At 69.9% G+C, this 13,968-nt stretch carries 12 protein-coding genes; 7 read left to right on the top strand and 5 right to left on the bottom strand.

The features are described from left to right. Window positions 1-43: 43 nt before the first annotated feature. The gene (locus ACFWUR_RS04210; protein ID WP_378901638.1) at window positions 44-1,423 is read right to left on the bottom strand and encodes a PLP-dependent aminotransferase family protein; all 1,380 of its coding nucleotides are present in this window, start codon (window positions 1,421-1,423) and stop codon (window positions 44-46) included. A 79-nt stretch (window positions 1,424-1,502) separates the two neighbouring features. On the opposite strand from ACFWUR_RS04210, the gene ACFWUR_RS04205 reads away from it, so the two are divergent. After that, entirely contained in the window at window positions 1,503-2,195 is a 693-nt protein-coding gene (locus ACFWUR_RS04205; protein WP_378901635.1) for a pyridoxamine 5'-phosphate oxidase family protein, read from the top strand. A 28-nt stretch (window positions 2,196-2,223) separates the two neighbouring features. Here the strand turns inward: ACFWUR_RS04205 and ACFWUR_RS04200 are convergent, their stop codons facing one another. Further along, window positions 2,224-4,326: a bifunctional lysylphosphatidylglycerol flippase/synthetase MprF gene (locus ACFWUR_RS04200; protein WP_378901632.1), complete on the bottom strand. Its 2,103-nt coding sequence runs from the start codon at window positions 4,324-4,326 to the stop codon at window positions 2,224-2,226. 132 nt (window positions 4,327-4,458) lie between these two features. Here ACFWUR_RS04200 and ACFWUR_RS04195 point away from each other — a divergent pair, with 132 nt between their 5' ends. Together ACFWUR_RS04195 and ACFWUR_RS04190 are read left to right on the top strand one after the other, a co-directional pair. After that, window positions 4,459-5,757 (top strand): alpha/beta hydrolase, encoded by a 1,299-nt coding sequence (locus ACFWUR_RS04195; protein ID WP_378901629.1) that lies wholly within the window; start codon window positions 4,459-4,461, stop codon window positions 5,755-5,757. A gap of 44 nt (window positions 5,758-5,801) precedes the next feature. Continuing rightward, window positions 5,802-6,503, top strand: coding sequence for a TetR/AcrR family transcriptional regulator C-terminal domain-containing protein (locus tag ACFWUR_RS04190; protein ID WP_378901626.1), 702 nt, complete (start codon window positions 5,802-5,804; stop codon window positions 6,501-6,503). A 4-nt stretch (window positions 6,504-6,507) separates the two neighbouring features. Here the strand turns inward: ACFWUR_RS04190 and ACFWUR_RS04185 are convergent, their stop codons facing one another. Continuing rightward, complete coding sequence (locus ACFWUR_RS04185) at window positions 6,508-7,839, bottom strand: hypothetical protein (protein ID WP_378901623.1); 1,332 nt, start codon at window positions 7,837-7,839, stop codon at window positions 6,508-6,510. Beyond that, window positions 7,839-8,633, bottom strand: coding sequence for a crotonase/enoyl-CoA hydratase family protein (locus ACFWUR_RS04180; protein WP_378901620.1), 795 nt, complete (start codon window positions 8,631-8,633; stop codon window positions 7,839-7,841). The genes ACFWUR_RS04185 and ACFWUR_RS04180 overlap by 1 nt, the downstream gene beginning before the upstream one ends. 63 nt (window positions 8,634-8,696) lie before the next feature. On the opposite strand from ACFWUR_RS04180, the gene ACFWUR_RS04175 reads away from it, so the two are divergent. The 4 genes from ACFWUR_RS04175 to ACFWUR_RS04160 are packed head-to-tail and all read left to right on the top strand — an operon-like array spanning window position 8,697 to window position 12,255. After that, window positions 8,697-9,302 carry a TetR/AcrR family transcriptional regulator gene (locus tag ACFWUR_RS04175; RefSeq protein WP_378901617.1) on the top strand — a complete coding sequence of 202 codons (606 nt, stop codon included), beginning with the start codon at window positions 8,697-8,699 and terminating at the stop codon, window positions 9,300-9,302. Window positions 9,303-9,320: 18 nt separating this feature from the next. Then, window positions 9,321-10,949, top strand: a complete 1,629-nt coding sequence (locus ACFWUR_RS04170; RefSeq protein ID WP_378901614.1) for an acyl-CoA dehydrogenase family protein — start codon at window positions 9,321-9,323, stop codon at window positions 10,947-10,949. A gap of 20 nt (window positions 10,950-10,969) precedes the next feature. After that, on the top strand, window positions 10,970-11,689 hold the full coding sequence (locus ACFWUR_RS04165) for a nucleoside triphosphate hydrolase (protein ID WP_378901611.1): 720 nt from the start codon (window positions 10,970-10,972) through the stop codon (window positions 11,687-11,689). Next, window positions 11,689-12,255, top strand: coding sequence for a potassium channel family protein (locus tag ACFWUR_RS04160; protein WP_378901608.1), 567 nt, complete (start codon window positions 11,689-11,691; stop codon window positions 12,253-12,255). The genes ACFWUR_RS04165 and ACFWUR_RS04160 overlap by 1 nt, the downstream gene beginning before the upstream one ends. Here the strand turns inward: ACFWUR_RS04160 and pgi are convergent. Continuing rightward, window positions 12,224-13,867, bottom strand: coding sequence for a glucose-6-phosphate isomerase (pgi, locus tag ACFWUR_RS04155; RefSeq protein WP_378901605.1), 1,644 nt, complete (start codon window positions 13,865-13,867; stop codon window positions 12,224-12,226). The two genes, ACFWUR_RS04160 and pgi, sit on opposite strands and share 32 nt — an antisense overlap. Between the last annotated feature and the right edge of the window lie 101 nt (window positions 13,868-13,968).

Below are 13,968 nucleotides of genomic sequence, written 5' to 3'. Positions count from 1 at the left end.
TGTGGCGTGCTTCGGGTCGGCTGTCGGCAGCAATCGGTGCTGGTCAGCTTCGCGCGCACGCGTCGGCGAGGCAGTCGGCCGCGATGGGCACGGCGCGGGCGAGGTCGGCACCGGTCAGGGCGGTGTAGCCGATGGCGACGCCGAAACGGTGGGGTTCGGCGAGGTGGTGGCGGGCCAGCCCGTCGAGGAGGACACCGCGGGCGCGGGCGGTGTCGACGGCGTGGCGTTCGGCGGTGGGGTCGGGGAGTTCGACCACGACGTGGGAGCCCGCGTCGTCACCGACGACGGGCAGGCCGCGGCGGGCGAGCTCGTCGACGACCAGGGCACGTCGCGGCGGGACGACTCTGCGGAGCCGACGTAGGTGCCGGGACAGGTCGCCGTGGCGGGCGAATTCGCTGAGGATCCGCTGCCCGGCGGGGCTCGGGGAGCTGCCGATGTGGGCTCGATGGGCGAGTACCGCGTCGGTGATGTCGGGGTGGGCGACGAGCCAGCCGACGCCGAGGGTGGTGGCGATGATCTTGCTGGTGGTGCCGAGATGGACGACGACGTCGGGTGCCATCGCCGCCAGCAGCGGCAGCGGTGCTGTGTCGTAACGCAATTCGCCGTCGTAGTCGTCCTCGATCACCAAGGCGCCTGTCCTTCGCGCGAATTCGATCAGCTCCACCCGTCGCGGCGCCGGCATCATCGCACCGAGCGGAAACTGGTGTGCCGGGGTGCAATAGACAGCGCGGACACCGGCCGGGATCCGGTCGACGCGCACACCGTCGGTATCGACGGCAACCGGGACAACCTCGACGCCCGCGGCCCGGAAGGCGCCGGCGGCGCGCAGATAACCGGGATCCTCGATGGCGACGGTATCGCCGGGACGAAGCAGTGCGGTGGCCAGTTCGCCGACCGCCGCGCTGGTGCCCGCGGTGGCCAGGACCATCGACCCCGCCCCGGCGGCCAGGCCGCGGTGGCGCAGGAGGTGATCGGCGACCGCCGCCCGGAAGTCCGGTTCGCCCGCGCGGTTCTTGCGGGCCTCGGGTGCCTGGTCGCCCGCCGCGCGCCAGGCGCGGCGCCACGCCGCGGAGTCGACCGCTTCGGCGCACGGTGCGCCGGGGCCGAGATCGAGCAGGCCCGCGTCGGGATCGACGCCGCGACCCGCGCCGGTGGTCGGGGGCGCGGTGGCGGGCGCGGTGCTCAGATAGGTGCCGGAGCCGTGTCGGCCGGTCAGCCAGCCTTCCGCGTGCAGTTGGTCGTAGGCGCTCGCCACCACGGCCCGGCTCACCCCGAGTCGCTGTGCCAGGGCGCGCGAGGACGGTAAACGGTCGCCGACGCGCAGCACTCGGGCGGTCGCGGCGGTGCGCAGGGCGTCGGCCACCTGCACAGAAAGCGGTTCGGGGGCGGTTCGGTCGAGCGGTATCGGAAGGTCGTCGAGCATCGTCCACCTCGAATTGGCATGTTGAAATTCGGTCGAATTGGATCTATTCTCGGTCCACTTCTTCGGCGAAGCTCATCTTATGAGCACGTACGATGTCCACCGCAACCCCCTGTCGCCGACCCCGCGCACCACGCTGACCCGGGCCAAGGAACGTGGCGTCACCGATCGCGCCGCACTCGACGCGGTGCTCGACGCCGGCCTCGTCTGCCATCTCGGCGTGCTGCTCGGCGGGTCGCCGGTGGTGCTGCCGACCATCTACGGCCGCGTCGGCGACACCGTCTACCTGCACGGATCCACCGGTTCGGGCAATCTACGCGCCGCGATCGACAGCGAGATCTCGCTCACCGTGACCCACGTCGACGGGCTGGTGTACGCCCGCTCGGCCATGCACTTCTCGATGAACTACCGCTGCGCGGTGATTCGGGGCAAGGCGGTGTTGGTCACCGACGAGGCCGAGCGCGACAACGCCCTGCGGGTGATCGTGGAGCATTCCGCGCCCGGGGCGTGGGACCGGGTGCGCTCACCCAGCCGCAAGGAGATGGCCGCGACGATGGTGCTCGCGCTCGACCTCACCGAGGCATCGGTGAAGGTGCGCTCGGGTGGGCCCAGCGATGACGAGGGCGACATCGCGGCCGGCGGTGTGTGGGCCGGCGTGCTGCCGCTGCGGCAGGTCTGGGGGGAGCCGATCCCGGCCGACAACCTCGAACCGGGCATCGACCTACCCGTCGACGTCGCCGTGCGGGTGACGCCGAGCGCGCTGCCGGAGAGGTGAATCCGGCCAGGGCGGTGCGCGCCGGGTGCTAACGCCCGGCGGCGCCGAGCGCCATCAGGTCCTTGGCCGAGACTTCGGGCAGATAGGCCTTCGTCAGGGCGATGCCGATGCGGGGCAGGTCCGCCTCGTCGCGGTAGCACAGGTACACCGGCTCGTGCCGGGGCTGGAACTTGGCTTTGAACGAATGCAGGGACCGGAAACCGTAATACGGTTCCATCGCGGCGCCGAGCCCTTCGAGCAGGCGATCGATCGGTTCGCCGCCGTCGGTGTCGGTACTGCGCGCCAGCGGAGCGCCCGACAGTGAAACGATCTCGGCGCCTTCGGCTTCGAACTCTCGACACGCCGAGGCGATGAGGAACTCCACGACCGGCCGGAAACCGCCGGGGCGTCTGCGCATCACGTCCAGCGTCCAGCCGCGGATATCGTCGCCGGGGCCGTAGACGGGCAGCCAGGACGTGACACCGTGCACGTCGCCCTTCTCGTCGATCGCCAGCCCGACCCGCACGGCCGGATCCAGGGCTTCTTCCACCCCGCCGAGCGTGAAACCCATTTCCGGCAGGCCCTTTTCGCCCACCCACTCCTCGGAGATCGAGCGCACCTGGGCGATCACCGCGAACGGCTGGTCGGCCAGTTCGACGAGGCGGAACTCGATGCCCTCCTTGGTCGCCCGGTTGATGGCCGACCGGATGTCCTGCCAGGCTTTACCTTTGAACTCCAGGCCCGGCAGGTCGACGATGGTGTCCTCGGCGATCTGCACACTGCGCCAACCGAGTTCACCCGCGACGCGCGCGGCGGCCTCGGTCGTGGAGAACAGGCACGGGATCAGGCCGTCGGCTTCGCAGCGATCGGTGAATCCCGCGATGGTGTCGCCGAGGAGATCGGCCGGGCCGATCGGGTCGGTGAGCACGATGACGGTGCCCGCGTGGCGCTGGTAGGCGACGCAGCGTTCGCCGTCGTCGGAGAACCAGTATTTGTTCTCCGGCCAGGTGGTCATCCACGACATGGTGCTGCCGCCGTAGCGGGCGAGCAGCGCGCGCACCGCCTCGCCGGGCTCGGTGCCGGTGAGCGCGCCGTCGGTGATCTTGCGCCGGGCGGGCACCCGGAACGCGCCGCGGCCGCCGTAGAGCAAGGCCACCTCGACTGCCCAGAGCAGGCCGGTTCCGGCGGTCACCGCGCCGGTGGTCTCGTAGTCGGTGCCGATGGCGACCCCGAGCAGCACCAGCGTGAACACCACGTGCAGCAGGCCGTAGGCCAGGGCGGCCCACCACGCCCAGCGCCTGCCTGTGCGCAGCTGATCGGCGACCACCGTGATCACCACCACCGTCAGGATCGTGCTCCACAGTGAGCCGCGTTCGTTCTCGGTGGGGCCGAGCAGGCTGTTGCCGGGGAAGAAGTACACCGCCACCGAGGCCGCCGCGATCACCAGCAGGCCGACGAAGGCGAGCATGCGCACCTCACGTCGGGTGCGTGGCCAGAAGCCGTGTTCGGTGCGGCTGAACAGCTTCTCGCCCGCGGGCAGCCACACCGCGAGCGCGATGAGATGCATGAGATCGGCGAAAGTCGATTCGAACAGGAACGTGATCGCCACGTGCGCCATCAGCGCGGCGCGCACCCGCAGGCGCCAGGGCGAACGCAGCGTCGCCGAGACGGCGGCCAGCGCCGCGAACGCCGCCGTGGTGAACCCGACATCGCGCACCTCGGAAAGCCGGTCCGCCCAACCGAGATGGGTGTGGGCCAGCAGTCCCACCGTCACCGACGCGCCGAGCACGCCGATCAGCTGCCCCGACAGGCAGACCAGCGCGGTGCGCACGGTGCCGAGACGCCATTCCGTCCAGCCGACACCGGCCGCGAAAAGCACTGCCATGCACAGGTATTGGAAGGGTGTGAGCCCGAAGAACCAACCGGACAGCGGCGTCCACCACTTGCCCTCGGTCAGCGCGAGCCAGCCGTAGGCGATATCGGGGAACCAGGAGCGCTCGTCGAGCCTGCGCCAGAGGCCGCCCGTGACGAGGCCGAGAAGCGCGACCACGACGAGGAAGCCGGCGGTGAACGGCAACCGGCGGATCACGGTGTGCGCCAGGGTGACGCCGCGCGAGGGAGTCGGTTCGGTGGCAACCGCGCTGTCGTCCATAGAACCGCCCTTTGCTGCGAGTGCGCCGCACCGGCGCAGCGACGTCGTCTGTGTACCGTATGTCATCGCGGCCGTACCGGGACCGTGATGCGCGTGCCAGGGCGGTCGAGGTGGCATCTGTGGAGGTCAGCGATGACGCGAATCACCGATCTGTCTTTGCTCACCGGATGGCTTCCGGTGGTGGCGGCCGTGCTCGGCGCGGTGGGTGCCGTGTGGTTGCTGTTACCCCGCGTACGGCGCTACGTCACGACGACCATGCCGATCGTGGTGCTGACCGCCACGGTGCTCACCATGGCGCTGTACCTGTTCGTCGAGGAGGTGTGGCGGCCGTTTCCCGACCCGATCGCGGTGTCGGTGTACGCGCTGATCGGCATCGCGACAGCCGCGATGCTGTTGGTGGTGCCGCGAATTCTGGTGCGCCGGACGGTGGGAGCCGGGGTGACGACAGTGCTCGCGGCGACGGTCGTGCTGATCGCGGTGGGCGTCAGGATCAACCTGGTGTACGCGTCGTATCCGACGGTGGGCGCGGCGCTCGGGGTCGAGCAGGTGCAGCGAATCGAAGCCGGTGAGCTGACCCGGCGCGAGCGGGTGGTCAGCGCGCGTCCGCTCGAGCCCGCCTGGCACCCGCCCGGTGGAATGCCCGAGGGAGGTCGCGTACTCACCGCGTCGGTGCCGCCGACGGCGTCCGGTTTCGCCGCTCGCGATGCCCAGATCTATTTGCCACCTGCCTATTTCGCCGATCCCCGCCCGCTGCTGCCCGTGCTGGTGTTGCTCGCCGGTGAGCCGGGCGCGCCACAGGACTGGTTCGTCGGCGGGCAGTTGGCCGAGACCGCCGACTCCTTCGCCCGCGCGCACGAGGGGCTCGCGCCGGTGGTCGTGGTGGCCGACGGGACCGGTTCCCAGTTGGCGAACCCGCTGTGCCTGGACTCCGACCTCGGCAAGGTCGCCACCTACCTGGCCGTCGACGTGCCCGCCTGGACACGGGCGAATCTGCAGATCGATCCGGATCCGCGCTCCTGGGCGGTGGGTGGACTCTCGTACGGCGGCACCTGCGCACTCCAACTGGCCACCAACCATCCCGAGGTCTATCCCACCTTCCTCGACATATCGGGTCAGGACGAACCGACGCTGGGTGATCGGCAGCGCACGGTGGACGCGGCGTTCGGCGGCGATACCGCGGCGCTGGTGCGGGTCAATCCGCTCGATCTGTTGCGGACGCGGGTGTACCCGGACTCCGCGGGCGCGTTCGTCGTCGGCGCCGATGACCAGATGTATCGGCCGCAGGTGGAGCGGATGTATCAGGCGGCGAAAGACGCGGGAATGGATGTGCGGTTGCGGATTCTGCCGGGCGGGCACAACTTCGAGCTGTGGGCGTCCGGGTTGCGCGACCAACTGCCGTGGCTGGCCACCCGGTTGGGGCTGACACCCTGATCGGTACCGGATTCCGCGAGGGTTCGCGGAGTACAGTTCGGCCCATGCCCGAGGCGGAAACCCCAGGTCCAGACGTCGATGGCGCGTCGGCGTCGCTCTCCGGGAAGCAGATTGCCGACGCCGCGCTCGCCGTCCTCGACGCAGGCGGCGCGCGGAGCTTGTCCTTCGAGGCGGTGGCGCAGCGGCTCGGGGTCGACGCGGCCGCGGTGCGGGCCCGCGTCGGGAGCGTGGCGGGCCTCGAACGCGTCGCGATCGAACGCGTGCTGTCATCGGTGGCGCTCGGGCCGCTCGCCGACGGCGGCGTGGAGTGGACCGCGGCCGTGATCCAGTTCGCGCTCCGCGTGCGCGGTCTGCTGTTCGCCCATCCCGCGGTCGCGGAGTTGATCATGTCGGGGCCCATGGACAGTCCGTCGGCCGACGGACCGGTGGCACGCGAGATCACCGAGTCACTGTTCGTCTGCCTGGCCCGCGGCGGCTTGCCGGCGCCCGTTCGAGCGCACGGGGTGTACGCGGTGCTGGTGTACGTGCTCGGATCGATCGCCCTCGACGTGGCCGAAACCGAGGGAAAGCCGCCGCTCCCCGCGGAATCCGAGCGGATCGCGGCCCGCCGTACGGCCCTGCGAGGCCTGGATTCGTCCCGGTGGCCGCGCACCGCCGCGCATCTGGCCGAGATCGCCGCCTGGACTTCCGTGGATCAGTTCGTCTGGGGGCTTCGCGTGCTGTTGACCGGGATGACGGCGACCTGACGGCTTACCAGGGGGCGGGGCGCAATCCGGCCGACGCGCACGCGTTGTCGATGGCTGTGGACAGCGAATCGTTGTGGGCGGCGAGGCTGACGACGGCGAGTGTGTAGGTGTTGTCGAGCTGGGAGAAATAGCCCGCGAGTTGGGTGCGGGGGAACGTGGTGATGTCGGGGTGGATCGCGCGGGCCGCCACCCGGGTGCACTGGTGTGGGCCGACATTTCGCACAGCGTCGGGTAACGCACCGATGTTGGAGCACAGGATGTCCCGCTCGCCCGCGCCCTTGCTGAGGGCGTAGGCCAAGGGGTCGGGGAGTACCTGCAGGATTTCCTCGGGAAGGCCCGCGGGGCTCGAGATTCGGCGCTGATAGGCCGCCTTGGCGCTGTCGCGAATGGTGGCGGGCGTGTCGGTGCGTTGGATGGCGATCTCGGTCATCGCGAGGTCGTTGTCGACGCGGGGTTCGTCGCGAGTGTCCACGGGCAGGCTCGCGGTGATGGTCGGATTCGGAAAGCCGTTCTGCCACAGGACAGTGGCGATCAGGTGGATGAACAGGCTGTTCGGGGTCGCGCCGAGCGCGCTCGCGGTGGCGTCCCAGTGGGTGGCGTCGAAGGTGAGCAGCACCGGCCGCAGGTGCCGGCCGCTGTTCGACACCGGCTCGGGCTTGTCGGCGCAGGGCCGCGCGGCGGGGCGGACGAGCGGTCGTGCGAGCCGTTGGCGCAGCGCACGCGCCGTGCCGCCGAAGATGGTGACCCATTGGGACGCGGCGTCTGCCCACTCCGACGACGCCGTCCGGGCGCGCATGTCGCCGGCGGGCGCCGAATCGGTGGGTTCGAGGGATCGGAGGGCGGCGGTGACGGCGTGGATCAGCCCACGGGCGTCGGCCAGTGCATGCGAACAGGTGATGGCGACAACGGTTCCGCCGTCTTGGAGGCGGGCAGCGGAAAGACGCCAGCCGGGCGCGAACTCCGGGTCCAGATCGGTGCCGAGCGCGTCGGCCCACACCAGGATCGCGTTCTCGGACAGTGGGCCGACGGCGGCCCCGGAATCGCCGTGGGTGGCGGGGCGGAGCGGAGTCGTCGGCCAGTCGGCGCCGGTGGTGTTCGGGAGCAGGTCCAGGCGATGGGCTCTGGTGGTGGGGTGCCAGCTGCGGCGAGCGCCGGGGACCCTCGGGTCGACCACTCTGCGGCCGAGGTCGCCGTGGCGCAGCCGGTCGTGAATCGCGCGTAGCAGCGCGGGTTCCATGGCCTCGCGGGTGCGCCACAGGCCCTGCAGGGCGATGGGGGTTCCCATGCCGCGGTGGGTGCGCAGGAAGATCTCGTCGACGACGGTGAGGTGGTCCATCAGTGCTGGCCGGCGCTACCGTGCCTGCCCGCGCCCGCGGCGAAGCGGGCGGCTCCGTCGAGCGCGCCGTCGGACAGGGCTGTCATGCCGTGCCGGAATTCGAGGCGCAGCGCCTCCTCTTCGGTGTGGCCGTACTGGTCGTACAGGGCGGCGCGGTCGGTGCGCAGACACGTCTGGGGGAGCGCGGCCAGCTGGAGGGCCAGCTCCTCGGCGGCACGGCGGGCCTCGCCGGTGGGCACGACCCGGGTGACCAGGCCCATCTGCAGCGCCTCGGGTGCGCTCACCGGGCGGCCGGTGAGGATCATGTCGAGCGCGCGGCCTTCGCCGACGACGCGGGGCAGGCGCACCGTGCCCCCGTCGATCAACGGCACACCCCAGCGTCGGCAGAACACCCCGAACGTGGCGTCCTGCTCGGCGATTCGCAGATCGCACCACAGGGCCAGTTCGAGCCCGCCCGCCACGGCGTACCCGGAGACCGCCGCGATCACCGGCTTGGACAGGCGCAGCCGGGTCGGGCCCATCGGACCGTCACCGTCTTCGGTGGCGTGATTGCTGTTCTCGGTGCCGAGGGCTTTGAGGTCGGCGCCGGAGCAGAAGGTGCCGTGTTCGCCCCACAGCACGGCCACCGAGGAGGTGGGGTCGGCGTCGAACGCGCGGAAGGCCTCCGCCAGCGCGCGAGCGGTCGGGCCGTCGACGGCGTTGCGGGCGTGCGGGCGGTTCAGGATCACGGTCGTGACCGGGCCTTCGTGCTCGACACGCACGGGGTGGGAAGTGGGCTGCCCGGTCGGTTGCATTCCTCGACCTTACGGCCACGGTGCCCTTGTGTGAAGAGGTGAATCAGTGGTTCACTTCTTCATATGGTGTACCGGAGAACCCCGGCCGTACAGGCCCGGCTCGACGCGCAGCGGGCGCTGATCGTGCAGGGCGCCACCAGTGTGCTCTCGCGTTCCGGTTTCGCCGGGTTGTCGATGGCCGCGGTCGCCGCCGAGGCGGGTATCGCGACCGGCACCGTGTACAAGCAGTTCGAGAACAAGGCCGAGCTGGTCGCGGCGGTGTTCGAGACGGTGGTCGCCCGCGAGGTCGACGCGGTACGAGCCGCGGTAGCCGATGGCGATGTGCTCCAGCGGGTCACCGCCGCGGTGGAGACCTTCGCGGGACGCGCCCTCAAGAATCCGAAACTCGCCTATGTGCTGCTCGCCGAGCCCGTCGATGCCGCCGTCGACGCGCAACGGCTCGAGTTCCGGCGCGCGTTCGCCGCCTCGTTCGAGACCGCTATCGCCCACGGTGTCGCCGACGGTCGCTTGCCCGCGCAGGATTCGAGCGTCAGCGCGGCCGCCCTGGTCGGTGCGATCGGTGAGGTGCTGGTCGGCCCGCTGGTCGCCGCGCCCCCTGCCGAGACCGTCATCCCCGAATTGGTCGCTTTCGCCGTGCGCGCGCTGGGCGCGCGCCCGGAATCGTCGTAGTCGAAGGAGTTACAGGACATGCCGACCCACGAGGTGTTCAACCAGGCGCCACCACTGATCCCCTTCGACGGCGCGCGCAATCCCGCGCTGATCGAGGGCCTGCACCGCGAAGGCGCGGGGTGGGCCGAAGCGGAAGTGCGCGAACTCGGTGCGCTGGCAGGCGGTTCCGAGGCACAGGAGTGGGGCAGGCTGGCCAACGAGTACCCGCCGGTGCTGCGCACCCACGACCGGTGGGGTAACCGTGTCGACGAGGTGGAATTCCACCCGCACTGGCACGACCTGATGAATGTCGCCGTGACACACGGTCTGCACGGTTCGCCGTGGCTGGACGAGCGGCCCGGCGCGCACACCGCGCGCGCCGCCAAGTTCTACACCTGGGGCGTCGCCGACGCCGGGCACATGTGCCCGATTTCGATGACCTACGCGGTGGTGCCCGCGCTGCGCCACAATCCCGAACTGGCCGCCCGATTCGAGCCGTTGCTCGGCTCGCGCACCTACGATTTCGGCTTGCGCGAGCCGTCGAGCAAGGCCGGTCTCATCGCGGGCATGTCGATGACGGAGAAGCAGGGCGGCTCGGACGTACGGGCCAACACCACCACCGCCACCCCGCACACCGACGGGTCGTACCGCATCGTCGGGCACAAGTGGTTCACCTCGGCGCCCATGTCGGACATGTTCCTCACCCTCGCCCAGGCCCCTGGTGGCTTGTCGTGCTTCCTGCTGCCGCGCGTGCTGCCCGACGGCACCCGCAACCCCCTTCGCATCCAGCGACTGAAAGACAAGCTGGGCAACAAGTCCAACGCGTCCTCGGAAATCGAATACGAGAACGCCACCGGCTGGCTCGTCGGCGCAGAGGGGGCAGGCGTCAAGACGATCATCGAGATGGTCAACATGACCCGCCTCGACTGTGTGATCGGTTCGGCCACCGGCATGCGGCTCGGCGCGGTCACCGCGATCCACCACGCCAGGCACCGAGAAGCGTTCGGCGCCAAGTTGATCGACCAGCCCGCCATGCGCAATGTGCTCGCCGACCTGGTGGTCGAATCGGATGCGGCGACCACGGTGATGATGCGACTGGCCGGCGCCACCGATCGCGCGGGCAGCGATCCCGCGGAGGCGGCCCTGCGCCGGATCGCCCTCGCCATCACCAAGTACTGGGTGTGCAAACGCGCTCCCGCTCATGCCGCCGAAGCGCTGGAATGCCTGGGCGGCAACGGTTACGCCGAGGAATCGGGCATGCCGCGGCTGTACCGCGAAGCCCCGCTCATGTCGATCTGGGAAGGTTCGGGCAACGTCGCGGCCCTGGATGCGTTGCGCGCCATGGGACGTCAGCCGGAGACGGTGGAGGCGTACTTCGCCGAGGTCGGGCTCGCTCGCGGTGCCGATACGCGTCTCGACGACGCGATCGATCGCGTCGGCAAGGAACTCACCGACCTGTCCGATATCGAATACCGCGCCCGCCGCGTGGTCGAGCTGATGGCACTGGTCCTGCAGGGCGCGCAGTTGGTGCGGCACGGACATCCCGCGGTCGCGGACGCCTTCTGCGCGACGCGCCTTGGCGGTGACTGGGGAATCGCGTTCGGTACCCTGCCCGTCGGCGTGGACACCGGTGCGATCCTCGAACGCGGATTCGTCGACGTGCGCTAGCGCGTCGGTAGGGTGGGGCCGTGACCTGGGCCGACGAGGTGCTGTCGATTGGCGAACTGGCGCACCGGGTGCCGGTGCGCGAAGATCGGTTCCTGCTCGGGATCGCCGGTCCGCCTGGTGCGGGCAAATCGACACTGGCACAGCGGCTCCGCGTCGAGCTGATCGGTACCGGGCGGCCCGCAGTCGTCGCGCCGATGGACGGCTATCACCTGCGCAACGAGGTGCTGCGCGCGCGCAATGCCCTGGCGCGCAAGGGCGAGCCGGACACCTTCGACGCGGCCGCGTTCGTCGCCGACCTGCGGTTGCTGCGGGAAACTCCGGTGGGGACCCCGGTGCCGTGGCCGCTGTTCGACCGGGCGATCGACGAGCCCACCGTCGGCGGCGTGCTCGTGTGCCACGAGCGCGTAGTCCTCGTCGAGGGCAACTACCTGCTGTTGACCGACGCCGAGGCGCCCGGCTGGGCGCGGGTACGCGGACTGCTCGACGCCTGCTGGTACCTGGACGCGCCGCGGCCGGTGCTCACCCGACGATTGCTCGACCGGCACACCACCGGTGGCCGGACACCGGAGCAGGCGCGGGAGAAGGTCACCGACAGCGATCTGCGCAACGCCGACCTCGTCGCCGCGAGCAGAATCCGCGCCGACCACGTGCTGACCGCGACACGCGAGGGCTACCGCGTGCACCGATCCACCGGCGCGTACGGCGCGGAATTCGGCGAACCCGGGGCAATCATGGAGTGATGAAGCGATCTCGGCGAGTCCCCGGACATGTGATGCGCAACGGTGCGGCGGCTCTGTGCGCACTGCTGTTCTACTACAGCGTGCCGGTGGGCTGGGTGTTCGAGCTCAACGCGTGGCCGGGGCGGGTGGCCGGCGTGGTCGGATTCTTCGCCGGCGTCGTAGGACTGGGTTGGCTGGTGTGGCGGCGCGTGCAGAGCTACCTGCGCGAACCCACGGCCGCGGGCGGACAGGTCGACGGGCTGCTACTGATCGTGTGTGTCGTCGGCACGGTGTTCGCGTTGTTCTACTACCGGTTGCAGCACCTGCATCCGGATCAGTTCGTGGGACTCGAGACCCGCACCGACGCGCTGTATTACACGCTGGTCACCCTCGGCACCGTCGGCTTCGGCGATGTACACGCGGTCGGCCAGGCGGCGCGCGTGGTGACGATGGTGCAGATCGTGTTCGACCTGGTGGTGCTCGGCACCCTGCTCACCATCATCACCTCGAGCGTGACCGGCCGGATCCACGCGGCGACCCTGGCCGCGCGCGAGGTCAGCGCCGACGCGCCCGATACCACTCGATGAGCTCGTCGGTCGACGAATCACCCACCGACACCGGCTTTTCCGGGCCGCTCAACAACGGCATCAGGGCCAGGGCCTGCTGCTTGCCCAGCTCCACACCCCACTGGTCGAAACTGTCGACGCCCCAGATGATGCCCTCGACGAACACCTGGTGCTCGTAGAGCGCGATCAGCTGACCCAGCGCCGACGGTGTGAGCTCCTCGGCCAAAATGGTGGTGCTCGGGCGGTTTCCCGGCATCACCTTGTGCGGCACCAGTTCCGGATCGGTGCCCTCGGCCCGGATCTCCTCGGCGGTCTTGCCGAATGCCAGCACCTTCGACTGCGCGAACAGATTGCTGATCAGGATGTCCTGCATGCTGCCGGTGCCGTCGCGGGTCGGCAGGTCGTCGGTGGACCTGGCGAAGCCGAGGAAATCGGCGGGGATCAGCCGGGTGCCCTGATGGAGAAGTTGGTAGAAAGCGTGCTGACCATTGGTACCCGGCTCGCCCCAGAAGATCTCGCCGGTCGACGAGGTGACCGGGGTGCCGTCGGCGCGCACCGACTTGCCGTTGGACTCCATCGTCAACTGCTGCAGATACGCCGGGAAACGGGCCATATCGTTCGAATAGGGCAGCACCACACGCGATTCCGCGCCGAAGAAATTCGAATACCAGACGCCGAGCATCGCCAGCAGCACCGGCGCGTTCTCCGCGAGCGGCGCGGTCGCGAAATGCCTGTCGATGGCGTGCATTCCGCTGAGGAACTCCGCGAACTTCTCCTTGCCGATGGTCACCATCACCGAGAGGCCGATGGCCGAATCCACCGAGTAGCGGCCGCCGACCCAATCCCAGAAGCCGAACATGTGCGCGGTGTCGATGCCGAAGGCGGCCACCCGTTCCGCGTTCGTCGACACCGCGACGAAATGCTTGGCGACTGCCTCCTCGCCCAGCGCGTCGACCAGCCAGCGGCGGGCGGCGGTCGCGTTGGTGAGTGTTTCCAGGGTCGAGAACGTCTTGGAGGCAACGATGAACAGCGTCGTCGCCGGGTCGAGGCCGGCGAGCTTGGCGACCAGGTCGGCGGGATCCACATTCGAGACGAACCGGGCATCGATGCCCGCGTCGACATAGTGGCGCAGCGCGCGATACACCATGTCGGGGCCCAGATCCGAGCCGCCGATGCCGATATTGACGATGGTCTCGATACGTTCGCCGGTCGCGCCGCGCCACACACCCGAGCGCACGGAATCGGCGAACTCGCCCATCCGTCGCAGGACGTCGTGCACCTCGGCGTCGGCGTCGGTGCCATCGATACAGAGCTGATCGCCGACCGGCAGGCGCAGCGCGATATGGCCGACCGCGCGGTCCTCGGAGGTGTTGATGTGCTGGCCCGAATACATCGCGTCGCGGCGCTGCGGCACGCCCGCGGTGTGCGCGAGATCGATGAGTAGGCGCAGGGTTTCGCGAGTTACGCGATGTTTGCTGTAGTCGATGTGCAGGTCCGCTACCCGCAGCGTCAGCTCGCGGCCGCGGGCCGGGTCATCGGCGAACAGCTGCCGTAGATGCATCGGCGCAACGGTGCGATGGTTGCTGCGCAGTGCCTGCCAGGCCGCCGACGCGGTGATGTCGCTGCTGCTCACGCCCCGAGGGTACAGCTTTGTTGGCGCGCTGGCGCGCGCGTGTCCGCGGCCCCGAGGGGCCACCGGTCAGGCGCCGTTGCTTGCTCCTTCGTCGCCTACGC

The sequence above is a fragment of the Nocardia sp. NPDC058633 genome, from assembly GCF_042717045.1.
Classification (GTDB): Bacteria; Actinomycetota; Actinomycetes; order Mycobacteriales; family Mycobacteriaceae; genus Nocardia.
This window is presented reverse-complemented; position numbering and strand designations above follow the sequence as displayed.